The sequence below is a fragment of the Halarcobacter mediterraneus genome (assembly GCF_004116625.1).
GTDB classification, from domain to species: Bacteria; Campylobacterota; Campylobacteria; order Campylobacterales; family Arcobacteraceae; genus Halarcobacter; species Halarcobacter mediterraneus.
In genome coordinates this window covers 457,850-482,657 of the sequence record NZ_NXIE01000001.1, presented here as the reverse complement: position 1 = coordinate 482,657, position 24,808 = coordinate 457,850, and the positions used below count along the sequence as shown (strand labels likewise).

Here is a 24,808-nt window from a genome sequence, read left to right as displayed (position 1 = left end):
AAATGTAGAAAAATATGGAAGAACAAGTTTTATCTAAAGAAGAATTGATACAATTATTTGAAGAAGAAAAAATTATTGATTCTGGTAATGGTTGGATAATGGGTGAAGAAGAAGTAGAGATTGTTGCACTACATGATGTCGAACCTAAATATTTACAAGATATTTCTAATGCTAAATTTTACAAACTAATACCGAAAGAGGGGAAGAAATAATGTCACATTGTCCATATTGTGGTAAGAAAATTGCGATGAGTAAGGCTTTTTGCTCAAGAAGTTGTAAGGAAAACTATTTTCAGTTAATAGCAATTCAAGTACCTAAACCATTTTTAAAGAGAATATTTGTTTTTTGTACTCCTGAACAAAGAGAACTTGAAATAGAAAATTTTGGGAATAGGCATGGTTGGAGAATAGATCTATTGCAAAAAAAAATTGAAGAATTGGCAATAGAGTATGGATACGTTGAATCAAACTAATGAAATAAATTTTAAAGAAACAATATTAAATCAAGTAACCTTATTATATTTAGAAGATGATAAAGTTATTGAAACAAATGCTTTATCTCTTTTTAATGATACTTTTAATGAAGTACTTAGCTCTAATGATTTAGAAGACAGTATTAAATTATATTCTCAAAATAAATCTAAAATTGATATTATATTAGTTAATCTAGATAAAAAAAGTATAGATTTTATTTCTAAAATAAGAGAAATAGATATTAATATTCCAATTTTACTTGTTACTACTTTTAAAGATAATTCAGAGCTTATGAAAGCAATAAGGTTGAAAATTACTGACTATATACTAAAACCTATTCAATTTAATACGACTCTAAATATTATGAGAAAAACTCTTGAAGATGTTGAAAATAAGAAACTTGTAGAAAAACAACAAAATGAACTATTAGTATATAAAGATATTTTAGATAAAGAAAATTTAGTGAGTGAAACTGATTTAAAAGGTTTCATTACATATGTAAATGATATTTTTTGTGAAGTTTCAGGGTATACTAAAGAAGAGTTAATAGGTCAAAATCATAATATTGTACGACATCCAGATGTTTCTGAGAAAATTTATGAGGAATTATGGAATACTATTCAAAATAAAAAAACTTGGAAAGGTAAACTTAAAAATTTAACTAAAGATGGTACTACTTACTATGTTCAAGCAACAATGTTTCCTATATTAAATGCTGATGGTGAAATAGAAAAATATGTTTCAAGTAGATTTTTAATCACAGAGCAGGAACAGGAAAAACATAAACTGAAAAAATATATAATGAATCAAAAATCTTTGCAAGTGAAACATGAAAAACAATTACAAGAAGAATTTCATGATGCTGTTCATGCAGCAAAAATGGCAAATGATGAAAAAATGGCAAAGTTTATACAAGGTCTTAATGAACAAATAAAGTCATTAAGAGAAAAAAATAATGATGGAAAAGGAAGAATCCTTTCTTTAGAAAGAAAACTTAAAAATGCTGTTGATAGAATAGATAATATGCAGACAAACTATCAAGAAAGAATTGAAAAAGTTCATAAAAATGCAATTATATCTTTAGAAAAGTATGAAAGCTTTAAAAAGAAAAATATTTTAATTACTGAAAAATTAGAAAAATCACAAGAAGCAATAAAAACTTTACAAAGTTATATAGATGAATATAGAAAAAAAATAGAAAACTTGGAAGATTTGATTGAAGCTTATGAAAAACAGTATGGAAAGATTACCGTTAGATAAACTTTCTTTTTTTATTAATTATTATTAATAAAACTACTGTACTAAAAAATGCAAAAACTGCAGAAATTAACATTCCCATTGTTAACCAATCACTATATATAAAACCTAATTGAATATCAGGCTGCCTAAATATTTCTGCAATAATTCTTGCTACGGAGTAAAGTATTCCATACATAATAGCTAGTTGCCCATCAAAGCTTTTTTTATTTCTTACTATATATAGAATAACAAAAATTAAAATTCCTTCTAATATTGCTTCATAAAGCTGAGAAGGGTGTCTTAATACTCCGTTTACATAAATACCCCAAGGAACATCTGTAACTCGCCCAACTAACTCTTGATTAAAAAAGTTACCGATTCTTCCAAAAACATATCCTGCACTTATACCAAGTACTGCAATATCAGCTAAAAACCAAAAAGAAACTTTGTTTTTTCTACAAAATAGAATTGATGAAATTAAGAAACCAATAAAAGCACCGTGATAACTCATTCCTGAAATACCTGTAAATTCACCATTTACAAAAGGATTAAAAATTTGCCAAGGGTGAGTTAAGTAGTAAATTGTATTTGGGTCATAAAAAATTACATAACCTAATCTTGCACCTAGAATTACGCCTATTTCAACCCACCATATATAAGAATCAAATAGTTCATTTGAAATAGCTAATTTATCTTTTTTTATTAGCCATTTTGCAACAAAAATAGCAGATAATAAAGCCAATGCATACATAATTCCATACCAATGTACAGCAATTGAACCTAAATTAAAAGCTACAGGGTTAAATTGTGAGTATATATTTTGCCAATATTCCAATGTTTCTCCTAATCTAAAGCCTCTGCAATTAATTCAATTGGATTTTTAAATTGAACATCAACATCAGCTAGATGTAAAGAGTTCGTGATTTGCATTCTACAGGCAGAACATTCAGCACTTACAATTTGAGCCTTTGTTTCTTTTATCATTGCAGCTTTCGGTAGTCCTGCTGCTTTTGCAAAGTCATATTTTTCTGTTTGCATTGTAACTCCACCAAAACCACAACATCTATTTGAATCACTCATTTCTTGTAAATTGTAGTTTTGTTGTAAAAGGGTTCTTGGTTCTTGCCAAACACCTTGCATTTTTTTAGCATGACATGGATCATGGTAGGTTACTAACTCATTCATTTTTTTATTAGACTTAGCTAATATATCTTTTAGTTCTGTATTATTTTCAAGCCATTTTGTAGCCATATATACTTTTTTAGAGATTTTAGCTGCTCTTTCTTTCCATTCAGGTTGGTTATGTAAATAGTGTTCCCAGTCTTGGTTTATCATGGCACTACATGTAGCTTCAGGTATAATAATTGCATCAACATCATCAATCCAAGATTCAAAATACTCAATATTATGTTTTACTAAGAAATCAACTGTATCAAATGCTCCAGTAAAATATGCAGGAGCACCACAGCATAATTGTTTTTTAGGAATAAAAATATCTAATTCAAGTTTTTTTAGGATTTTTACTAATGAGTCCCCAGTTTTTGTATAAGTATAATTACTCATACATCCAATAAAAATGGCAACTTTGTTTTTCTTAGAATCTATAATCTCTTTTTTATTTGATGAAATATTTTCAGGATATTTATTTAAAAATGATTTTGAATCAGCATAAGGTAAAGCTCTATCTTTCTTTACAATTGGTAAAGAAAATCTAGGAAGTGCAGATTTCTTTTTTTCATTTACTTTTAATGCACATGTTTGGAACATCCATCCAAGTTTTGATAAAAAGTCCATAGTTTTTCTATGTCTAAGTAAGAAAAAGAATAATCTTTTATACCAAGCAATACCATATTTTTGGGCAATATCACTTCTTACTTGTTCGATAATCATATCAGTTGGTAAATCATTAGGGCAAACTTCTACACAGTTTGTACATAAAAAACATGATTCAAAAATATCTTTAGCATTTTTATCAAGTTCTAATTCATCTCTTTTATATGCTCCAAGTAAATCAATAAAGCCTCTTGGACTTGTTGTTTCATCTTGGTTTATATTAAAGATTGTACATACAGGTTTACATTTACCACATTTTACACAGTCATCTGAAATTGTGGTATAGTCAAATTTTTCCATTGTTTTTTTATAACCTTAGTTAAATAAAATTTAAAATAATTTTTGTAAATTTTCTTGGATTATACAATAAAAAGTGTTAAGAGTTAGTGAATGTTTTTTATGAATTTTCTAAGACTAAATTGTCTTAGAAAATCTTCTTTTATCTTCGGGAATTTTATTTAAATATGCATCAAATGGCATACAAATATTTCGAATAAGCATTGTTCCTGTTTGAGATACTTGTATTTTTTCTTCTGTAATCTCTACAAGTTTAGCTTCTATAAATTCATTTAAAGCTTCTAATGCATCATCAAAGTATTCATTAAAAGCTATATTAAAGTTTTCTTCTACTCTTTTTATATTTAAAGAGAAGTTACTCATAAGTTCCATAATAACATATTGTCTTAATATATCATCATCACTTAATTTATAACCTTTGAAAATTGGTAAATCGCCATTATCAATTGCAGCTTCATATTGTTTTAAGTCTTTGAAGTTTTGTGCATAATAATCAACACCATTTCCAATAGAAGTAACACCAATTCCTATTAAATCAGCACCACCTTTAGTTGTATAACCTTGGAAGTTTCTATGAAGCTCACCTTTTTCAATGGCTTTAAATAACTCATCTTCAGGTTTTGCAAAGTGATCCATTCCAACCATTTTATAACCATTAGTAGTAAAGAACTCAATAGTATCTTTTAAAATCTCTAACTTTTCTGATGGTGGAGCAAAAGTTGATTCGTCAAACTTTCTCATAGTTTTCATAAGCCATGGAACATGAGCATAGTTAAATACAGCTAATCTATCTGGATTTAGTTTTATTACTTGTTCAATTGTTTCATGAAAAGTTTTTTTATTTTGGTGAGGAAGCCCGTAAATTAAATCAATATTGATAGATTTAATTCCAGCATCTCTTGCTATATTCATTACATTTAAAGTTGTTTCATATGGTTGAATTCTGTGAATAGTTTTTTGAACCTCTTCATTTATATCTTGAACTCCAAAGCTCAGTCTATTAAATCCACCTGCTTTAAGAACATCCATATGCTCTTTTGTAAAGTATCGAGGGTCTACTTCACAAGATATTTCAGCATCTTCACTAAAGTTTGGAAATACTTCTTTTATCATTGAAATAACTGCTTGTAATTGTTCGGGAGAAAAGTATGTTGGTGTTCCTCCTCCAAAATGCATTTGAGTAACTTTTCTATTGGTATTTAAATGTTGCTTTAAAATATTTAATTCTTTTTTTAAATATTCTAAATAAGTAACTTTTTTTTCTTCTTTTGATGTAAAAATAACATTACAACCACAAAAATAACAGGCACTTCTACAAAAAGGAAGATGCACATATAAAGATAAATTTCTATTACTATCTTGATTTTTAAAATAGTTAATTAAATCTTCCTGCGAAAAACTTTCTGTAAATTCAGGTGCAGTAGGATAAGAAGTATATCTTGGACCTGGTTTTGAATATTTTTCAAATTTTTTAAAATCAATCATTATTTATCTTTTTTATTTATATTGTTAAGCCAAACCATAACACCTTTTTGTGCATGTAGTCTATTTTCTGCTTCTTCAAAAACTAAACTTTGAGACCCCTCAATTATGTCTTCACTTACTTCATAGCCTCTGTAAGCAGGTAAACAATGTAAAAATTTTACATTGTTTGCTCCTAGTGCCATCATTTTACTATCAACTATATATCCATCAAAGTCTTTAATTCTTTGTTCTTTTTCATCTTCTTGTCCCATAGAAACCCATGTATCTGTTGTAATAATTGTTGCATTCTTACACGCTTCTTTAGGGTCATTTCCTATAGTGATTTTTGCTCCAGACTCTTTTGCAAATTTTAAAGCATCATTTAAAATGTTTTCATCTACTTCATAACCTTTTGGAGTTGCAATTCTAAGTTCAAATCCAAGTTTTGAAGCTAACATTAACCATGAATGTGCAAGATTATTCCCATCTCCAATATATGAAACAATTAAATCTTTATCTAATCCTGCTTCTTGAATAGTTAAGTAATCAGCCATTAATTGAACGGGATGATATTCTGTAGTTAATCCATTTATTACTGGAACTTTTGAGTATTTTGCAAACTCTTCAATTTTTGATTGGGCAAAAGTTCTAATCATAACCATATCTACCATACTTGATACAACTCTTGATGTATCAGACATAGGTTCTCCTCTTCCAAGTTGAATATCATTTGATGAAAGAAATAATCCTATTCCACCAAGTTGATATATTCCTGTTTCGAAGCTAACTCTTGTTCTTGTACTGCTTTTTTCAAAAATCATTCCTAAAGTATGCTTTGGCATATAGTCTTTAAAAACTCTATTCTTTGTTTCTTTTTTGATTTTTGAAGCTAATTCTAAAATTTCTAAAATTTCTTCTTTAGTATAATCTTTTAAAGTTAAAAAGTGTCTCATAGTCTACCTTTATATTTGAAAAAAGAATAAATATTACCTAAAACTATGTTACTCTTTTCTTAGATGAGTTTTTTCTTAAAATCATAAGAAAGTATTTTTATTTTAAAAGTCTATATAATGACATTTTTGTGACAATTTTAATTATTATTTTTTAAGTACGAAAGCTCTAAACTTCTACCTACGAATAAAGGAAAAATTATGGTAGAAAGTATATTAAAAAGAGATGGTAAAAATGAAGCATTTCATTCTTATAAAATAAAAGATGCTATAAAAAAAGCTTTTAAAAGTGTTCATACTGTTTTTGATTACTCCATCTATTTTAATGTTTTAGAAAAAATTGAAGAAAAAAGAGTTGTTGCAGTTGAAGATATTCAAGATATTATTGAAAATGAATTATTTAAAGCAAGATATTTTGATGAATTAAAATCTTTTATGCTTTATAGGCATTTACATAAATTACAAAGAGAACAAGTATTAGGATTAGATGAAGATACTACTTATATTAACTCTACTCAAACAATCGAAGAATATATAAATGGAAGTGATTGGAGAATTAATGCAAATTCAAATACTGGTTATTCTCATGCTGGATTAATAAATAATACAGCAGGAAAAGTTATTGCAAATTATTGGTTAGATAAGGTTTACTCAAAAGAAGAAGGTTATGCTCATAGAAATGCAGACTATCATATACATGATTTAGATTGTTTAAGTGGTTATTGTGCAGGTTGGAGTTTAAGAGTTTTATTAGATGAAGGATTTAATGGAGTAAGAGGAAGAGTTGAAAGTTATGCTCCAAATCATTTTAGAGAAGCTTTAGGACAAATGGCAAATTTTTTAGGAATTTTACAAAGTGAATGGGCAGGAGCACAAGCTTTTTCTTCTTTTGATACTTATTTAGCTCCATATGTTTTTAAAGATAAATTATCTTTTGAAGAGGTAAAAAAAAGTATTAGAAGTTTTATTTATAATTTAAATGTTCCTGCCCGTTGGGGACAAAGCCCTTTTACCAATATTACAATTGATTGGACAGTTCCTAGTGATTTAAAAGATCAAACACCTACTAAAAATCAGAAACATTTATTTGAAGGCTTAGAAGATGAAGAACTTTTAGAAATAGCTAAATCTAAAGGTTTTGAAAAACTTACAAATATGACATATAAAGCTTTTCAAAAACAAATGAATATGATAAATAAAGCATATTATGAAGTGATGACAGAAGGTGATAAAACAGGGCAACCTTTTACTTTTCCTATTCCTACTGTAAATTTAACTGAAGATTTTGATTGGTATGGAGAAAATACAGATTTACTTTTTGAAAATACTGCAAAGATAGGAAGTTCTTATTTCCAAAATTTTATAGGAAGTCAATATATAAAAGATGATAATGGTAATTTGATTCCAAATGAAAAAGCTTATAAACCAGGACATGTTAGATCAATGTGTTGTAGATTACAATTAGATTTACGGGAACTTTTAAAAAGAGGTGGTGGACTTTTTGGAAGTGCTGAAATGACAGGAAGTATAGGTGTTGTGACAATAAATATGGCTAGACTAGGCTTTTTATATAAAGCAAATAAAGAAAAACTTTTTGAAAGATTAGAAGACTTAATGGATTTAGCTAAATCTACTTTAGAGAAAAAAAGAGTTTTTGTAAATGAAATGTATGAAAGAGGACTATTCCCTTATACAAAAAGATATCTTCCAAATTTTAATAATCATTTTTCAACAATTGGTGTTAATGGCATAAATGAGATGATAATAAATTTTTCAGAAAAAGAGTTTGATATAACTAGTAATTTTGGGATAAATTTTGCAAATGAGATTCTAGAATTTATGCGAAATAAAATGATTTCCTATCAAGAAGAAACTGGAAATTTATATAATCTTGAAGCAACACCAGCAGAAGGAACAACTTATCGTTTTGCAAAAGAAGATAAAAAGAGATATAAAGATATTTTACAAGCAGGTTTTGGAGAAAATATTTATTATACAAACTCTTCTCAACTTCCAGTTGACTATACGGATGATGTATTTAAAGCACTTACTTTACAAGATGATTTGCAAGGGAAATATACAGGGGGAACAGTACTTCATTTGTATATGAGAGAAAAATTATCTAGTGCAGAAGTTTGTCGAAAATTAGTAAAAAATGTTATTTCAAATTTTACTTTACCATATATCACTATTACACCAGTTTTTTCAATATGTCCAAAACATGGTTATATTAGTGGAGAATATGAATATTGTCCAAAATGTGATGAAGAAATTCTAGAGGAGGAATTAAATAATGAAAAGCTTAGAGCCTAAAAAGTTACAAGAAAAAAGAACAAAGTGTATTGTATATACGAGAGTAATGGGATATCATAGACCAGTAGAAAGTTTTAACATTGGTAAAAAAGGTGAGCATAGACAAAGGGTAAAATTTCTTGAAAAAGATTATCTATAATATAACACCTTTTACAACTGTTGATTATGAAAACCATTTATCTTGTATAGTGTGGTTTGTTCATTGTAATATGAGATGTCAATATTGTTATAATTATGATATTGTGACATCTCAAAATGGACAATATACAGTTGAAGATTTAATGGATTTTCTTATGAAAAGAGTAGGGCTTCTTGATTCTGTTGTTTTAAGTGGAGGAGAAGCCTCTCTTCATGATTTATTAGAAATTTGTAAAAAAATAAAAAAACTAGGTTTTAAAATAAAATTAGATACGAATGGTACTAATCCAGAACTTTTAAAACAGTTGTTAAAAAAGAAATTTCTTGATTTTGTATCTTTAGATTTTAAAGGAACACAAGAAAAATATGAGTTTATAACAAAAGGTAAATTTTATGATAGATTTATAAAATCTTTAAAGTATTTAATAAATTCTTCTATTGAATATGAGGTAAGAACAACTCTTCATAAAGACTTATTAAATGAAGAAGATATTAATTTTATGCAAAAAGTATTAAAAGATGAAGGCTATAATAAAACTTTTTTTATTCAAAATTTCTTAGAAACTGAGAATTTTGCAAATTTAAAAGATAGCAAAAAAAATTTTGATACTACAAAACTTCATAAAACTTTAGATGTCGTCTTTAGAAATTAGATATCCTTGTCCTGAAATATTTTTTATCAACTCTTTTTTTGTTTTTTGTCTAAATCTCTTTATAAAAGTTCTTATTCTTTCAGGTGAAACCTCAGCTTCTTCCCATAATTCTTTTTTCATTAATTCATTTGATACAAAAGTTTTTTTATTTTTTATAAGTAAAGAAAGAAACATTTTTTCTCTTTTTGATAATTTAATTAATTCATCTTTTTCATATAAGTTCTTTGAGTTTTTATCATAAGAAAAATGTTTATTTATACAAAGTATTCTTTGTTTATCTAGTTTTTCAGCCAAAGTAGAAAGGTATTCTAATAACTCTTCAGGATTAAAAGGTTTTATAAAATATTTGTTTATTCCTAAATCTATAGCTTTTAATAGTTTTTCTTTATCTGAAAAAGCACTTAATATAATAATAGGTAAGCTCTCATCTATTTCTCTTAATACTTTAGTCATCTCTAATCCATCAAGATTTGGCATCATAATATCTGATATAACTATATCAGGGCTTGTATTTTTATATTTTTCAATTCCTTCTTTACCATCTTTTGCTGTAATAAAAGAATAAAAATAGTCACTAACTGCATTTTTAAGTAATTTAGAAATATTATTTTCATCTTCAACAAATAGAATCTTTAAATCTTTTAATATTTCATATTTCATTTATTTCTCCATAGGAATTATAATCTCAAATTTAAGTCCATCACAAAAGTTTTTTACAATAATTTCAGCATTTAAACTTTGTTCTAAAATCATTTTAGACATAAATAAACCTAAACCTGTTCCATTTGACTGATGTTTTGTAGTAAAATAAGGTTCAAAAATCTTTTCTAAAAGTTCTTCTTTTACTCCTCCAGCATTATCAGAATATTCAATTATTGCAAATTTGTTTTTTTTGGAGATATCTATTTTAACTTCTTTATTATTTTTATTTGAAAAAGCCTCTTTTGAATTTTGTAATAGATTTATAATAACTTGAGATAATTCATTTGAAATACCAAATACTTTTATATTTTCCAAATTAGAATAAATAGAGATACTCTCTTTTTCAAGCATTTTTTTTGTAATAAATAAAGCCTCATTAATAGCATTTTCTAAAAAGAAAAACTCTTTTTCTTTATTAGGATTAAAAAAATTAGAAAAATCATCAATTGTTTTTGACATATTATTTATTATTTTAAGAGATTCATCATAATACAAGTTTGATTTTTTTATATTATTTTTTGAAGTCTCTTTTTTCATATTAAATAAAGTAAGGGTAAGTTCTGTAAGAGGTTGTCTCCACTGGTGAGCAATATTTGCAATCATTTGTCCTAAACTTGCCATTTTTGATTGCCAAAAAAGAAGTTTTTGTTTTTCCTCATTTTTAGCAATTTCTTCTTGAACTCGATGTTCTAAGGTTTGATTTAATTTTAAAAGCTGTGCTGTTTGTTTTTGTACTTTTTCTTCTAAAGTTTGATTTAGAAGTTTTAATTCTTTATCTTTTATTTCTAAATTCTTTTTTAAATTTACTTCTTCTGTTACATCATATCTTATAGCAATAAACTCTTTAATATCATTACTTTCATCTAAAATTGGAGTAATAGTAGTATTTAAGTAAATAGTTGAACCATCTTTGCATAAGTTTTTTACAGTGGTTTTATAAGGTTTTTTATTTAAGATAGTTTGCCAAAGAGTAGTAAAATTCTCTTTTGGAACATCTGGATGACGTACAATATTATGATTCTTTCCAAGAAGCTCTTCTTTTGTAAAGCCTGAAATTTTACAGAATTCATCATTTACAAAAGTTATTATTCCATTTGTATCTGTTCTTGATACAATATTTGAATTTTCAATTGCTTCTTGGTAAGTTTGATTCATAATAATTATTTATTTAATAATTCACAAGCCTCTTTTGCATGATAAGTGATAATTAAATCTGCTCCTGCTCTTTTAAAACTAAGTAATGTTTCCATCATAACTTTTTCATAATCAATTAAACCTGCATTTCCAGCATGTTTAATCATTGCATATTCTCCACTTACATTATAAGCACAAACTGGAAGATTAGTATTATTTCTAACATCTCTAATTACATCCATAAAAGATAATGCAGGTTTAACCATAAGAATATCAGCACCTTGTTTTTCATCTTCTAATGATTCTTCTAGTGCTTCTAGTCTATTAGCTGGGTTCATTTGATAAGTTCTTCTATCACCAAAAGATGGACTTGATTCTGCTACATCTCTAAAAGGACCATAATAAGCACTTGCAAATTTTGTAGAATAAGCCATAATTGGAAGGTCTTCATATCCATTCTCATCAAGAGCAGTTCTTAATGTTTCTATAATTCCATCCATCATTCCACTAGGTGCAATCATATCAACACCAGCTTTTGCATGAACTATTGCTTGTTGTGCTGATATCTCAAGAGTTTTATCATTGTCAACAGTACCTGTTCTTGGGTCTAAAATTCCACAGTGTCCATGGTCTGTATATTCACAAAAACATAAATCAGTAACAATAAACATATCAGGAAATTTTGCTTTAATTGCTTTAATTGTTCTTGCAATTATACTTTCTTCACATAGACATTCACTTCCTACAGAGTCTTTTACATCAGGAATACCAAATAAAATAATAGATTTTAATCCAATTGAATAAAGATATTCGCACTCTTTAAGGATTTCATCAATACTCATTTGAAAAACACCAGGCATTGAAGAAACTTCTATTTTAATATTTTCTCCTTCTTTTACAAAAAGTGGATATATAAAATCATTTGTTGTTAAAGTAGTTTCTTGTACTAAGTTTCTTAGAGTTTCATTAATTCTTAATCTTCTAAATCTTTTAAACATTATATTTACCTTTGTTAGCTATAATCGTGCTTATTTTAACAATATAAGGTTTAAAAAGATATGAATATAGAAAAATCAACTATTGCTAACCTACCTACAAAATATGGAAAATTTAAAATTAGAGCTTATAAACAAGATAATCAAGAACACTTAGCTATTATGAGTAAAAACTTCGAAGATATCGAGGCTCCTTATGTAAGAGTTCATTCAGAATGTTTAACAGGGGATACTCTAGGAAGCTTAAAGTGTGATTGTCAAAATCAACTTGACTTAGCTTTAAAGTTTATTTCAAAAGAGGGTGGTTTAGTAATTTATCACAGACAAGAAGGACGAAACATAGGTTTACTAAATAAAGTTAATGCCTATGCTTTACAAGACCAAGGTAGAAACACAATTGAAGCTAACTTAGAGCTTGGATTTGGTGAAGACGATAGAGATTATAGTGTAGTTGAAGAGGTTTTTAAAGATTTAAATCTTAATAAAATCAAACTAATTACAAATAATCCTGAAAAAATAAAATACGTAGAGTCTTTAGGTATTGAAATAGTTGAAAGAATTCCAGCTATTACAAAAGCTAATAACCATAATAAGAATTATATTAATACAAAAAAAGAGCAAATGGGACATATGTTCTAATGCTTAATAAAATTGATATTGATAAATTAAATTTAGATAAAGAATTTTTTTCTAGATGTGAAACTTTTATCTCACTTTTACAAAAGTGGGGTAAAGTTCATAATTTAACTGGAAAATTAACACAAATTGATATTGAAGAAAATATTATTGATTCAATTACTCCTTTAGAATTTATTAATGAATACAATAGTTTTGCTGATATTGGTACAGGAGCAGGTTATCCTGGACTTATCTTAGCTATGGCAAGAGCAGATAAAAAAGCATATTTAATAGAACCTCGTCAAAAAAGGGTTGCTTTTTTAAATTTTGTTAAAAATACTTTAGCTTTAAATAATATAGAAATAATTTCTAAAAGAGTAGAAGAAGTATCTAATATTAAAGTTGACCTTATTACTTCAAGGGCTGTTACAAATACAAAATTATTATTAGATTTAACTACAAATATTTCCAAAGAAAATACATCTTTTCTTTTTTACAAAGGCTCATTACTTGAGACAGAAGTAGAAGATGCAAAACTAGAAGATTGTATTATAAAAAAAAGAAAAGATAGAAACTATCTTTATTTAAAAGGTAATTTATGATTTTAAAATTTCTAGTAGCAGCAATTGTACTTTTTCTTATTTATATTGTCTTATTTAAAAAAGATAGGGAAAAAGAAGTAAAAACGAATAAAAAAGATGAAAAAATAGAAGACATAATGGTTGAATGTCCTACTTGTGGGACATTTGTTTCAAAAAAAGAAGCAATCTTAAGTAATGGACAGTTTTACTGTTCAAAAGAATGTTTAATAAATAAATAGGAGATTCTTTGATTTTAATTGGTGATAAAATTATTCCCTATGAAGAACTAAGTTTTGTTGATTCTATTGCAGATATTGAACATACCTTAGCAAATTCAACAATAATTTTTAGTTATGATGAAAATTTATTACTTTATTGTAGTAAAAATAGTTTGAATTTTGCTGTTATAGTTAACTCAATAAAAGAAGCTATTTATTGTAATGCCCTTAATTCTAAATATATTATTTGTGAAAAGAAACTTGCTAAAACAATACAAAAGCTTGCAGACAATTATATTTTTGACTCAAGAGTTCTTGCAATAATTGATGATAATACTGAAATAGAAAAAATTGCTTTAAATGAAATTGATGGAGTTATATACTCTTCTTTATTAATAGGAGAATAAAAAAATGAAAGAAATCTTAGACTTTATAGTTCTTGCTTTATTTGTCTTTTTTGTTTTTATGTTTATAAAAGGTTTTAATAAACAGCAAATTGATAAATATAAAGACAAAATTGATTCTTCCAAAAAAGATACTAAATAATCATTAAAATTACATAAAAGTTTCTAATTAATTGTTAATTAAGCTTATTTCTGTACTCTATTATACAATTTGTATAAAGGAGTTTTATGAGAAGAATTGAATATGATACCGATTATGAGGTGGGACAGGATAACCTCAAAGCCTTTGGAATGGATATACATAATCCTGTATTTATTATTAGTGCATTAATAATTTTGTCATTTGTAATTGTTACAATAGTTTTCCCCATTGGGTCTAAAGAGATTTTAGGTGGAATGAAAACATGGTCAATAAATAATTTTGATTGGTTATTTATGCTAGGTGGTAATATTTTTGTATTATTTTGTATCGCATTAATATTTTCTCCCTTAGGTAAGATTAGATTAGGTGGTAAATATACTAAACCAGAGTACTCTAGATTATCATGGTTTGCAATGTTATTTGCAGCAGGTATGGGTATAGGACTGATGTTCTGGAGTGTTGCTGAGCCAGTTGCTTATTATACTGGCTGGTATAAAACACCTTTAGGTGTCGAAGCAAATACTGCTGAAGCAGCAGATTTAGCAATGGGTGCTACAATGTACCATTGGGGTGTTCATCCTTGGGCAATATATGCTGTAGTAGGATTATCGTTAGCTTTCTTTACATATAATAAAGGTCTACCTCTTACTGTAAGATCAGCTTTTTATCCTTTATTAGGTGAAAAAATTTGGGGTTGGCCTGGGCATTTAATTGATTTACTAGCTGTATTTGCCACAATCTTTGGTTTAGCTACATCTTTAGGATTAGGAGCTCAACAAGCTAGTTCAGGATTAAGTTATCTTTTTAATATTGAAGCAGGAATAAATACACAAATTGGAATTATAATTTTTGTTACCTCAGTTGCAATTATCTCAGTTATTAGAGGGATTGATGGTGGAGTTAAATTATTAAGTAATATAAATATGTTAATTGCAATAGTACTTTTATCTTTTGTATTTTTTGCAGGTTCTACTCTTGATATTTTTTCAGGGGTTTTTTCTACAGCAAATAGTTATATTACAAATATTATTCCTTTAAGTACTTGGATTGATAGAGAAGATTCTACATGGTTTCATGGTTGGACAGTATTTTACTGGGCTTGGTGGATTTCTTGGTCTCCATTTGTTGGTATGTTTATTGCAAGAGTATCAAAAGGAAGAACAGTAAGAGAATTTTTAATTGCTGTTTTAGTTATTCCTACCTTAGTAACTATAGTATGGATGTCTACTTTTGGTGGATCGGCATTAGATCAAACAATGAATAATATAGGTGCTTTAAGTGATGGTATTACAAAAGTTCCTTTAGCAATGTATCAAATGTTAGAAAATTTACCTTTAAGTGCAATTACTTCTTTTTTAGCAGTGATCTTAGTTTTAGTATTTTTTATTACATCTTCTGACTCAGGGTCATTGGTGATAGATTCAATTACTTCTGGGGGTAAAGTTGATGCCCCAATTCCTCAGAGGATTTTTTGGGCAACAATGGAAGGTTTAATCGCTGGTTCTTTACTTTATATTGGAGGGAAAGAAGCCTTAGATGCTTTACAAGCAGGAGCTATTTCAACAGGATTACCTTTTACAATCATATTAATACTAATGTGTATTAGTTTATATAAGGGATTAAATACTGAAAAAAAACTTTATACTTAAAAGTATAAAAAGATTTAGGTTAAGCCTAAATCTTTTTATTAAATACTAACCAAAAAATAAGCCTTCATTAGATAAAATAATTACTTCTTAAGATAAATAATAAAATACTTCATAGAGTTAATACTAAGGATAATATAAATGAATAAACCATTATTAATAGAGATTGGTGTAGAAGAATTACCAGCTATTCCATTTTTAAAAGAACTACCAAATATTGAAAAAAAATGGGCAAAAATATTGGAAGAAAATAGATTATTATGTGATTTTGATTTTTTTTATACACCAAGAAGATTAGTATTATGGCATAGAGAATTTCAAGTTAAACAAGAAGATTCAGTTGAAGAAATGTTTGGAGCTCCTGTAAAAATTGCATTTAAAGATGCAGAACCAACTCCTGCTGCACTTGGTTTTGCAAAAAAATGTGGTGTAAGTGTTGAGGAACTTGAAAGAAAAGATCAAGGTAAAGGTGAAGTTCTATACTATAAAAAAGAAGTTTCAGGTATTGAAGCAAAGAATTTATTAAATGATATGGTAAATGAGTTTATCTCAAGCTTAGATTTTGGAAAATCAATGAGATGGGCAAGTAGAACTGACAGTTTTATTAGACCAATTAGATCTTTAGCTATTTTATTAGGTGAAGAAGTAGTGGAAGCAGAACTTTTTGGTGTAAAATCTTCTAATTTTTCATATGCTCATAGAATGGTTTCATATGAGCCTTTCACTTATGATTTTGCAGGTGATTATTTCTGCAAACTAGATAAGAATGGTGTTATTCTTTACCCAGATGAAAGAAGAAAAAGAATCTTAGGGCAAATGAAAGAGATTGAAGCTTCAAATGGTGTAAAAATTGATATTGATGAAGAGTTATTAGAAGAAGTTGTTGCAATTACTGAATATCCAACTGCTTTAATTGGTAAATTTGATGAAGAGTTTTTAGAGTTACCCCAAGAGGTTATTGTAACTTCAATGAAAGAGCATCAAAGATATTTTGCTGTTTATAAAGATGGAGAACTAACAAATAACTTTATCGTTGTATCAAACTCTAAAACTGAAGATTTCTCTTATATTATTGCTGGAAATGAGAAAGTACTTAGACCTAGACTTGCAGATGGTATGTTCTTCTGGAAAAATGATATTGCAAATGGACTTTCAAATGAGGGGCTTAAAAAGTTAACTTTTGTAGAAGGTTTAGGTTCTATGTATGAAAAATGCGAAAGAGAAGCTAAAATAGCTACATTCTTAGCAGAAAAACTTGGTGAAGATAAAGAATTAGTACAAAAAGCAGTAATGCTTTCAAAAGCTGATTTAATGTCTGAAATGGTATTTGAGTTTACAGAACTTCAAGGACTTATGGGATACTACTATGCAAAAATTGCTGGAGAAAAAGAAGAAGTTTATACGGCACTAAAAGAGCAATATTTACCAGATGGTGAAGATTCTGAGTTGCCATCAACTGTATTCTCTTCTATTATTGCACTTTCATATAAACTTGATAACTTAATGGGACTATTTTCTGTTGGAAAGATTCCTTCAGGTTCAAAAGATCCATTTGGACTTAGACGTGCTTCAGCTGGTATTGTAAAGATTGCAATTGAACATAAATTACCAATTGATTTAGAAGAGATTATTGATACATTAAGCTTAAACTATAAAGGTTTACAGAAAGCAAAACTTGTAGAGTTTTTCAATGAGAGACTATTTAAAATTTTTGATGTAAACCCATCTGTTTTAAAAGCAGTTCTTGGTTCAAATGAAAGTAATATTTATGAAATCTCTCAAAAACTTTGTGCTTTAAATCCAATTGTTTTAAGTGACAACTTTAAAGAGTATTCTGCAACATTTAAAAGGGTTGCAAATATTATTAAAGATTTAGATATTAATTCAGAACTAGAAGTAAAACCAGAGCTTCTAGAAGACAAAGAAGAAATAGAGTTATATGAAGTATTTACTAGTGTTACTTCTAAAGAATACTCTAACTATGAAGAAGAGTTAGATGCTTTATTTGCTTTAAAACCACAACTTGATAATTTCTTTGATAATGTTTTTGTTAATCATGAAAATGATAGTATTAAAGCAAATAGAAAAAATATTATTGGTAAAATATATCAAACATTTAAAGAAATTGCAGATATTAAAGAAATTACAATATAAGTTAAATTATTTTAAGGACAAATATGAAAACTTTTTTACTTTTGTTTAGCACTATTTTTTTATTTAGTGCTTGTGCTACATGGAAAGGAGTAAAAAAAGACTCCTCAGATGCTTGGAAAACAACTAAAACAGAGACTAAAAAGGCTTATAAAGCAACAAAGAAAGCAATTCATAAAATGACAGAAGAGGAAGAATAATCTTCTTCTGTAACTATTTTAGGTAAAACTACAGTAAAACAAGCACCTATATAATTTTTATTTTTATAAGAATATGTTTCATTAGAAACCATGATTTTACCTTTAAAAATTGTTTCTATTGTTTGCCTACTACTATATAATCCTATTCCTCTTTCAATATAGTCTTTATTTTTTGTTGTAAAATATGGTTCAAATACTTTATTTATTATATTTTCAGCGATACCACCTGCATTATCTTTTATTTGTATAAAAACTAAATCATTTTTTGTTTTTATATTTATAAATATATATTTTTTTGATAGTTTATGCTCTAAAGCATCTATTGAGTTATTTAGAATATTGAAAATAATCTGTACTAGCTTACTAAAGTCTTTGTTGTATGAGACATTTTGTATTTCTTCTATGATTTCTATTCTTTTATCAATATATTTATGTGATAAGAAAAGTTTAACTCTGTCAATCGCTTCTTTAAATGTATAATATTTATTTTCATTTTCATTAAAAAAGCTTCTTAACTCTTCTATTAAATTAGATAATGAATTACAGTTATTAAGAGCTATATTAATTGTTGAGTCTAAATCTTTTAAGGTAATTACATCATTTCTTTTTTTCAATTTTAATCTACTAATTACCGTTGAAATAACAGACAATGGCTGTCTTAATTGATGAGAAATATTATTAATTATTTCTTGCATAGTCGATTTTTTTGATTGTTCAAGAATTATTAAGTCTCTTGCTTTATTTTTATTTATTTCTATATCTATTTTTTCTTTTAATTGTCTATTTAACTTTTTTAATTGTGCCTCCTTTTCTTTATTAAAAGAAATTGATGGGAGAACAATTAATATAGCTTCAAGTAGTAATGTTAATAAAGTACCTAAAAGAATAAATAATTCTCGTTTTTTTAGTTTTTCAATGCTATTATCACTTTCTTTTTCATATGATTTTACTGCATAATCAAGTTTTGGAAGTAAAATATTAGAATATGTCTCTAAATTTTGAAGATTATTCTTTTGAGGATTTTTTATATAGGATTGAATTATTCTAAAAAAGCTTTTTGTAAAAAGATTGATTTGTTTTTCTGTGTAATATATATTTTTAATATTCTTTGAGGTGAAATTAGATGTAATAAACTTATAATCTTCTTTCATTTCATATAGAAGTTTCATTGTTTCATCTAAATAATAAATATCATTTTCTTCATAATAAAATTTTGCCATTAAAACTATTCTTTGTGATAACATTCTTTGTTTACCTGTTATATTTATTATCTTTGCATATTTTTTTTGAGTAGAAATCATTTGATTCATTGTAGTGAAGGCAAAAAATGCCCAGAAAACAAGAGATAAAAAAACAATTGAATAAGTAATATATAAATTTTTTAGACTTTTTATTTTTAACATTATGAATTATATCCTTATTTTTTAAAAAACTTTTTAATCTCATTAGATAGTAATTCATTATATTCTAAGGGTAGCATATGAGAATTAGAATTTAAAACTTTTTCTTCTATGTTATGATTTTCTAAAATAAGTTTTTTTAATTGATTTTTATTAAATAGATAGTCATTTTCTGAATATAGAAATTTTATTGGAGTTTTAGTTTTAGAAAGAGTAGGGTACAAATCTTTTCTATATAATGTAGAAATTAATTGATTTTTATATGTCTTTATTCCCAAGTTTATAAACATTTCTTGGATAATTTCAATATTTTGTAAATCATTTTTATTTTCTAAAAGTTTATTTATAGATTTGGTACTTATTGAAGTTATATTATTGTTATCAATTAATTTAATTAGGTTCTTTCTATTTTTAATTTCTTCTTCTACTAAAGAGTTTATTCCTGAGGAGATAATGTAAGCCTTTTCTATTTTATGTGGGTATTTACATAAATAATATAATCCTAAGTATCCACCTAAAGAAAAACCTAAAATATTCACTTTTTCTTCATTCTTTAAAAGTTTGTGAAAAGAAGATACTATTTCATTTATAGAGTTTTTACTAGGAAGTTCTAGATAAACTAAATCAAATTCTTTATGAATATTTAGTTTAGACCAAAGATTATTATCACACATTAAACCTGGAATTAAAAAAAGTTTTGTTTTCATTATGAAATAGTATAATAAAGTCGATTAAAATGTAGTGGAGCTGGTGAAGGGATTTGAACCCCCGACCTGCTGATTACAAATCAGCTGCTCTAGCCAACTGAGCTACACCAGCAAATAAATATATAAATATTTAAAGGGAAACATAATTGATGTCTATCCAATCCCACGATTTGAGATATTTTAAATGGTGTCAAGAGAGAGACTTGAACTCTCGACCTCCGGCTTATGAGACCAGCGCTCTAGCCAGCTGAGCTACCTTGACATAAGACATCAGTTATAAAATTGGTTGCGGAAGCTGGATTTGAACCAACGACCTTCGGGTTATGAGCCCGACGAGCTACCGGACTGCTCTATTCCGCGATACTCTTAAAATGGATGGGATAGCAGGATTCGAACCTGCGAATGCTGGTACCAAAAACCAGTGCCTTACCGCTTGGCGATACCCCATTTTTTAAGTGACGAAATTATAGTTAATTTTGAATCTTTTGTCAAGGGTTTTTAGAAGAAATTTTAAAATTTTTGCTATAATGATATAAACTTTATAAAATTTTATTTAATGAAAGATGAATATAATGAATGCAATACAAAGAGTAAAAGAAGCTATAGAAGAGATACAAAAAGGTAACATGGTAATCATGTTGGATGATGAAGATAGAGAAAATGAAGGAGATTTAGTTTATTCAGCTGCTTTGAGTAGTCCAGAAAAAGTAAATTTTATGGCAAGTTATGCAAAAGGTTTAATTTGTGTTTCTGTACCTAAACAAACAGCAGTAAGATTAGATTTAAATCCTATGGTTGAATCTAATACTTCTTCTTATGAAACAGCTTTCACAGTATCTGTAGATGCAGCAGATGCAGCAACAGGAATTAGTGCAGGTGAAAGAGATGATACAATTAAGATTTTAGCAAATCCTATTTCAAAGAAAACAGAGTTAGTAAAGCCTGGACATATATTTCCTTTAATCGCAAAAGATGGAGGAGTTTTAGTAAGAACAGGTCATACAGAAGGAAGTGTAGATTTATGTAAACTTGCAGGTCTTAATGGTGAAGCAGTTATTTGTGAGATTATGAAAGATGATGGAACTATGGCAAGAAGAGATGATTTAGATATTTTTGCTAAAACTCATAAAATGAAACAAATTTATATTTCAGATTTGGTGGAGTATAGATTAAGTCATGAAAAATTAGTTGATGAAATATCAAGTACTCAATCAAAATTTTTTGATTCGGATGTAATAAAAAAAGAGTTTAAAGATCATTTAGGACATATTCATACAGTAATTCAATTTGGAGAGTTGAATGATATAAGTCATATTAAATTTCATACAGTTATACCTGATATAGAATTATTTCTAAATGATGAAAAATTGAACTCAATGCTTAAAACAATAAATTTCTTACAAAAAAAAGGTGGTTTACTAATTTTTCTTAATGAAGATAGAATAAATAAAGAGTCTCAAAAAGATTATGGAATTGGCGCACAGATTTTAAACTCTTTAAATGTTAAGAAAATTAAATTAATGACGAGTGGAGGGAAACACTCATTCGTAGGCTTAAATGGATTTGGTTTAGAAATTATTGAAGAAATTCAAATAGAGTGTTAATTTTCTAACACTCTATTTATTATTAATATTTTATAGTTTAGGTCCTGCTGACGTAAAGTCATAATCACTTTCAAGAGTTAAGTATTTTTTGAAATTATCTATATACATACTTGCTAATTTTATAGCAGTTTCATCATATGATTCTTTATCTTCCCAAGTATTTCTTGGATTTAAAACTTCTGTGTCTACTCCATGTAATGTTTTTGGAATAGTTAAATTGAATATAGGTAATGTTTCAAATTCAGAGTGCTCAATTGAACCATCTAAAATAGCATCAATGCAAGCTCTAGTATTTTTTATACTCATTCTTGACCCAATACCATATGGGCCACCAGTCCAACCCGTATTAACAAGATAAACATTTACATTATGTTCATCAATTTTTTCACCAAGTAATTCCGCATATACTGTTGGATTCAAGGGTAAAAATGCTTCACCAAAACAAGAAGAGAATGTTGCTACTGGCTCAGTAATCCCTCTTTCAGTACCTGCAACTTTTGCAGTATATCCGCTTAAAAAGTAGTACATTGCTTGTCTTTTATCTAGTTTTGATACAGGAGGTAATACTCCAAAAGCATCAGCACATAAGAAAATAATATTATTAGGATGACCACCTCTTAGATCTTTTGCATGGTTTTCTATATGTGTTATAGGATATGAAACTCTTGTATTTTCTGTTTTACTTGAATCTGTATAATCTACTACACCATTTTCATCAGCAACTACATTTTCTAAAATAGCACCTTTTTTAATAGCATTGTAAATATCTGGTTCTGAATCTTTATCAAGATTAATTACTTTCGCGTAGCAACCACCTTCAAAGTTAAAAATACCTTTATCATCCCAACCGTGTTCATCATCACCAATAAGTTTTCTTTTAGGGTCTGTTGATAAAGTTGTTTTCCCTGTACCTGATAGTCCAAAGAATAATGCAGTATCTCCATCTTTTCCTATATTTGCAGAACAATGCATTGCTAGTTTTCCTTCTAAAGGAAGCCAGTAATTCATCATTGAGAAAACACCTTTTTTCATTTCTCCTGCATACCAAGTTCCACCAATTAAGGCAATATTATCTTCTACATTAAAGACTACAAAAACTTCTGAATGTAATCCATGACTAACATATGCCATATCTACAGTTTTACAAGCATTATAAACAGTGAATTCAGGTTCAAAGTTTTCTAAATCTTCTTGAGGTGGTACAATAAACATATTTTGAATAAAATGTGCTTGCCAAGCAACTTCTGTAATAAATCTTACAGATCTTCTACTATCTAAAGAAGAACCACAATATACATCTGTTACATAAACATCTTTTCCACCTAGTTGTTTTTTAGCAACAACTTCTAAATCTTCATAAACTTCTTTAGAAACTTTTCTATTTATATCTCCCCAAGCAATATATTTATTTGAAGGGTCTTGATTAACAAAAAATTTATCTTTTGGACTTCTACCAGTAAAAATACCAGTATCAATCATTAATGCACCATTTGAAGAGACTTTAGCCCCTTCATTTTCAACTGAGTGCTTTATTAAAGTATCAACGTCTAAGTTTCTATATACCTTACCTACATTCTTTAAGCCAAGTGAGTCTTTGATTTCAGACATTTCCTATATTCCCTACTATTTAAAATATTGATAATAATACACCAGCAGCTACGGCAGAACCAATAACTCCAGCAACATTTGGACCCATCGCATGCATTAATAATACATTCGACTTATCATACTCTTGTCCAACTTTACTAACAACTCTTGCTGCCATTGGAACAGCAGATACACCCGCTGCTCCAATTAATGGATTAATTCTATTTTCTTCTGAAGAAAATTTATTCATTACTTTTGCCATAATAACACCTGCTGCTGTTCCAGCTGCAAATGCAATTAATCCAATTATCATAATACCTAAAGTTTCTAATACTAGAAACTTATCAGCAGCTAATTTTGAACCAACTCCTAATCCTAAAAATATTGTAACAATATTTATTAATGAATTTTGCATTGTATCAGAAAGTCTCTCAACTGCACCTGATTGTTTAAAAAAGTTTCCTAAACAAAAGGCACCAATTAAAGGAGTAGATTCTGGTAAGAATAAAATTGCTAACAATAAAATAACAATTGGTAAAGTTAAGTTTTCTAATTTATTAACTTTTCTTAATTTTGGCATCTTTATTTTTCTTTCAGCCTCAGTTGTTAAAGCCTTCATAATTGGAGGTTGAATTACTGGAACAAGTGCCATATAAGAGTATGCAGCAACTGCAATTGCACCTAATAGTTCAGGAGCAAGTCTATTTGCAATAAAAATTGAAGTAGGCCCATCAGCACCACCAATAATTGAAATAGCAGAAGCTGATTGTAAATCAAAACCTAATGCAACGGCACCAACAAGAGAACCAAAAATTCCAAATTGTGCAGCACCACCTAATATTGCAGATTTAGGATTCGCTAATAATGGCGTGAAGTCTGTCATTGCTCCAACACCCATGAAGATTAATAATGGAAAGAATCCATTAGCAATTCCCATATTATAAATTATACCAAGCATTCCTGTTTCTCCACCAATTCCTGCAAGAGGAATATTAGCTAAGATTCCACCAAATGCAATAGGCATTAATAGTAATGGTTCAAATCCTTTAGCAATTGCTAAATAAAATAAGAATAGACAAATAGCTATCATTATGAGTCTACCCCAAGTTTGTTCAAAAGTAGTCATTGGTCTTGCATCTTCTGCATGAGCTTCTGAAGTCATTACATCATCACTTGGATTTGTAAATGCATAAATTCCAGTAGTCTTATAGAAAGATTCTAAAAGTTGTCCCAATGATTTTTCGCTATATTCATGTTTAACTTCTTCAGCAGGTGCAGTATTTGCACTTGCTAAAGCGTTTACAGTGAATAGTGTAAAAAATAACATTAGCATTGAAGCTATTATTTTTTTATTCATTA

General features: G+C 27.7%; 26 protein-coding genes and 4 tRNA genes. 15 read left to right on the top strand and 15 right to left on the bottom strand.

Annotated elements, in window-relative coordinates; all coding sequences use genetic code 11:
• Positions 1-14 precede the first annotated feature (14 nt).
• From CP965_RS02525 to CP965_RS02515, 3 genes are read left to right on the top strand one after another with little or no spacing between them, the layout of a single operon-like run.
• Positions 15-212: a hypothetical protein gene (locus CP965_RS02525; protein WP_129060463.1), complete on the top strand. Its 198-nt coding sequence runs from the start codon at positions 15-17 to the stop codon at positions 210-212.
• Positions 212-472 (top strand): DUF2116 family Zn-ribbon domain-containing protein, encoded by a 261-nt coding sequence (locus CP965_RS02520; protein ID WP_129060462.1) that lies wholly within the window; start codon positions 212-214, stop codon positions 470-472. The genes CP965_RS02525 and CP965_RS02520 overlap by 1 nt, the downstream gene beginning before the upstream one ends.
• On the top strand, positions 450-1,733 hold the full coding sequence (locus tag CP965_RS02515) for a hybrid sensor histidine kinase/response regulator (protein WP_129060461.1): 1,284 nt from the start codon (positions 450-452) through the stop codon (positions 1,731-1,733). Before CP965_RS02520 ends, CP965_RS02515 begins: the two co-directional genes overlap by 23 nt.
• Here CP965_RS02515 and lgt read toward each other — a convergent pair.
• The 4 genes from lgt to argF form a co-directional block, all read right to left on the bottom strand.
• Complete coding sequence (gene lgt, locus CP965_RS02510; protein WP_129060459.1) at positions 1,726-2,547, bottom strand: prolipoprotein diacylglyceryl transferase; 822 nt, start codon at positions 2,545-2,547, stop codon at positions 1,726-1,728. The two genes, CP965_RS02515 and lgt, sit on opposite strands and share 8 nt — an antisense overlap.
• 8 nt (positions 2,548-2,555) lie before the next feature.
• Positions 2,556-3,845, bottom strand: a complete 1,290-nt coding sequence (locus CP965_RS02505; protein ID WP_129060457.1) for a (Fe-S)-binding protein — start codon at positions 3,843-3,845, stop codon at positions 2,556-2,558.
• Between the two features lie 114 nt (positions 3,846-3,959).
• Positions 3,960-5,327, bottom strand: a complete 1,368-nt coding sequence (hemN, locus tag CP965_RS02500; RefSeq protein ID WP_129060456.1) for an oxygen-independent coproporphyrinogen III oxidase — start codon at positions 5,325-5,327, stop codon at positions 3,960-3,962.
• Entirely contained in the window at positions 5,327-6,259 is a 933-nt protein-coding gene (gene argF / locus CP965_RS02495; protein WP_129060454.1) for an ornithine carbamoyltransferase, read from the bottom strand. Before argF ends, hemN begins: the two co-directional genes overlap by 1 nt.
• Positions 6,260-6,457: 198 nt before the next feature.
• Between argF and CP965_RS02490 the strand changes: the two genes are divergently transcribed.
• From CP965_RS02490 to CP965_RS02480, 3 genes are read left to right on the top strand one after another with little or no spacing between them, the layout of a single operon-like run.
• Entirely contained in the window at positions 6,458-8,569 is a 2,112-nt protein-coding gene (locus CP965_RS02490; protein ID WP_129060452.1) for a ribonucleoside triphosphate reductase, read from the top strand.
• Positions 8,550-8,708: an anaerobic ribonucleoside-triphosphate reductase gene (gene nrdD, locus CP965_RS14410; protein ID WP_129060451.1), complete on the top strand. Its 159-nt coding sequence runs from the start codon at positions 8,550-8,552 to the stop codon at positions 8,706-8,708. Before CP965_RS02490 ends, nrdD begins: the two co-directional genes overlap by 20 nt.
• Complete coding sequence (locus CP965_RS02480; RefSeq protein WP_129060449.1) at positions 8,689-9,360, top strand: anaerobic ribonucleoside-triphosphate reductase activating protein; 672 nt, start codon at positions 8,689-8,691, stop codon at positions 9,358-9,360. Before nrdD ends, CP965_RS02480 begins: the two co-directional genes overlap by 20 nt.
• Here the strand turns inward: CP965_RS02480 and CP965_RS02475 are convergent.
• Genes CP965_RS02475 through hemB form a run of 3 tightly spaced genes read right to left on the bottom strand, consistent with a single transcriptional unit; the run spans position 9,337 to position 12,194 of the window.
• Positions 9,337-10,020, bottom strand: a complete 684-nt coding sequence (locus CP965_RS02475; RefSeq protein ID WP_206732234.1) for a response regulator transcription factor — start codon at positions 10,018-10,020, stop codon at positions 9,337-9,339. The two genes, CP965_RS02480 and CP965_RS02475, sit on opposite strands and share 24 nt — an antisense overlap.
• Positions 10,021-11,217, bottom strand: a complete 1,197-nt coding sequence (locus CP965_RS02470) for a PAS domain-containing sensor histidine kinase (protein WP_129060448.1) — start codon at positions 11,215-11,217, stop codon at positions 10,021-10,023.
• A 5-nt stretch (positions 11,218-11,222) separates the two neighbouring features.
• The gene (hemB, locus tag CP965_RS02465; RefSeq protein WP_129060447.1) at positions 11,223-12,194 is read right to left on the bottom strand and encodes a porphobilinogen synthase; all 972 of its coding nucleotides are present in this window, start codon (positions 12,192-12,194) and stop codon (positions 11,223-11,225) included.
• Positions 12,195-12,254: 60 nt separating this feature from the next.
• On the opposite strand from hemB, the gene ribA reads away from it, so the two are divergent.
• From ribA to CP965_RS14080, 8 genes are all read left to right on the top strand, one after another.
• Positions 12,255-12,830 carry a GTP cyclohydrolase II gene (gene ribA, locus CP965_RS02460; RefSeq protein ID WP_129060445.1) on the top strand — a complete coding sequence of 192 codons (576 nt, stop codon included), beginning with the start codon at positions 12,255-12,257 and terminating at the stop codon, positions 12,828-12,830.
• Entirely contained in the window at positions 12,830-13,411 is a 582-nt protein-coding gene (rsmG, locus tag CP965_RS02455) for a 16S rRNA (guanine(527)-N(7))-methyltransferase RsmG (RefSeq protein ID WP_129060443.1), read from the top strand. The genes ribA and rsmG overlap by 1 nt, the downstream gene beginning before the upstream one ends.
• Positions 13,408-13,629: a PP0621 family protein gene (locus tag CP965_RS02450; RefSeq protein WP_129060442.1), complete on the top strand. Its 222-nt coding sequence runs from the start codon at positions 13,408-13,410 to the stop codon at positions 13,627-13,629. Before rsmG ends, CP965_RS02450 begins: the two co-directional genes overlap by 4 nt.
• Positions 13,630-13,637: 8 nt before the next feature.
• A complete protein-coding gene (locus CP965_RS02445) occupies positions 13,638-14,015 on the top strand; it encodes a hypothetical protein (protein WP_129060441.1) in 378 nt (125 codons plus the stop codon).
• A gap of 4 nt (positions 14,016-14,019) precedes the next feature.
• Positions 14,020-14,154: a hypothetical protein gene (locus CP965_RS14405; protein ID WP_267285273.1), complete on the top strand. Its 135-nt coding sequence runs from the start codon at positions 14,020-14,022 to the stop codon at positions 14,152-14,154.
• Positions 14,155-14,240: 86 nt separating this feature from the next.
• Entirely contained in the window at positions 14,241-15,803 is a 1,563-nt protein-coding gene (locus tag CP965_RS02440) for a BCCT family transporter (protein WP_129060439.1), read from the top strand.
• A 138-nt stretch (positions 15,804-15,941) separates the two neighbouring features.
• Positions 15,942-17,954 (top strand): glycine--tRNA ligase subunit beta, encoded by a 2,013-nt coding sequence (gene glyS, locus CP965_RS02435; RefSeq protein ID WP_129060437.1) that lies wholly within the window; start codon positions 15,942-15,944, stop codon positions 17,952-17,954.
• Positions 17,955-17,977: 23 nt separating this feature from the next.
• Entirely contained in the window at positions 17,978-18,151 is a 174-nt protein-coding gene (locus CP965_RS14080) for a hypothetical protein (RefSeq protein ID WP_164970980.1), read from the top strand.
• Here the strand turns inward: CP965_RS14080 and CP965_RS02430 are convergent.
• The 6 genes from CP965_RS02430 to CP965_RS02405 all read right to left on the bottom strand — a co-directional run bounded on the left by CP965_RS02430 (position 18,124) and on the right by CP965_RS02405 (position 20,705).
• Positions 18,124-19,554: an ATP-binding protein gene (locus CP965_RS02430; RefSeq protein WP_129060435.1), complete on the bottom strand. Its 1,431-nt coding sequence runs from the start codon at positions 19,552-19,554 to the stop codon at positions 18,124-18,126. The genes CP965_RS14080 and CP965_RS02430 overlap by 28 nt on opposite strands.
• Positions 19,555-19,568: 14 nt before the next feature.
• Positions 19,569-20,258 (bottom strand): alpha/beta fold hydrolase, encoded by a 690-nt coding sequence (locus CP965_RS02425; protein WP_129060433.1) that lies wholly within the window; start codon positions 20,256-20,258, stop codon positions 19,569-19,571.
• A 35-nt stretch (positions 20,259-20,293) separates the two neighbouring features.
• Positions 20,294-20,370 (bottom strand) — tRNA-Thr (locus CP965_RS02420).
• A gap of 73 nt (positions 20,371-20,443) precedes the next feature.
• Positions 20,444-20,520, bottom strand: a tRNA-Met gene (locus CP965_RS02415).
• A 21-nt stretch (positions 20,521-20,541) separates the two neighbouring features.
• Positions 20,542-20,618, bottom strand: a tRNA-Met gene (locus CP965_RS02410).
• Positions 20,619-20,630: 12 nt separating this feature from the next.
• Positions 20,631-20,705: transfer RNA gene (locus tag CP965_RS02405), tRNA-Gln, on the bottom strand.
• Between the two features lie 125 nt (positions 20,706-20,830).
• Here CP965_RS02405 and CP965_RS02400 point away from each other — a divergent pair.
• On the top strand, positions 20,831-21,862 hold the full coding sequence (locus tag CP965_RS02400; RefSeq protein ID WP_129060808.1) for a bifunctional 3,4-dihydroxy-2-butanone 4-phosphate synthase/GTP cyclohydrolase II: 1,032 nt from the start codon (positions 20,831-20,833) through the stop codon (positions 21,860-21,862).
• Positions 21,863-21,892: 30 nt separating this feature from the next.
• Here CP965_RS02400 and pckA read toward each other — a convergent pair whose 3' ends face one another.
• Positions 21,893-23,470: a phosphoenolpyruvate carboxykinase (ATP) gene (gene pckA / locus CP965_RS02395; protein WP_129060432.1), complete on the bottom strand. Its 1,578-nt coding sequence runs from the start codon at positions 23,468-23,470 to the stop codon at positions 21,893-21,895.
• 19 nt (positions 23,471-23,489) lie between these two features.
• The gene (locus CP965_RS02390) at positions 23,490-24,806 is read right to left on the bottom strand and encodes a sodium ion-translocating decarboxylase subunit beta (RefSeq protein ID WP_206732233.1); all 1,317 of its coding nucleotides are present in this window, start codon (positions 24,804-24,806) and stop codon (positions 23,490-23,492) included.
• Positions 24,807-24,808: the final 2 nt, after the last annotated feature.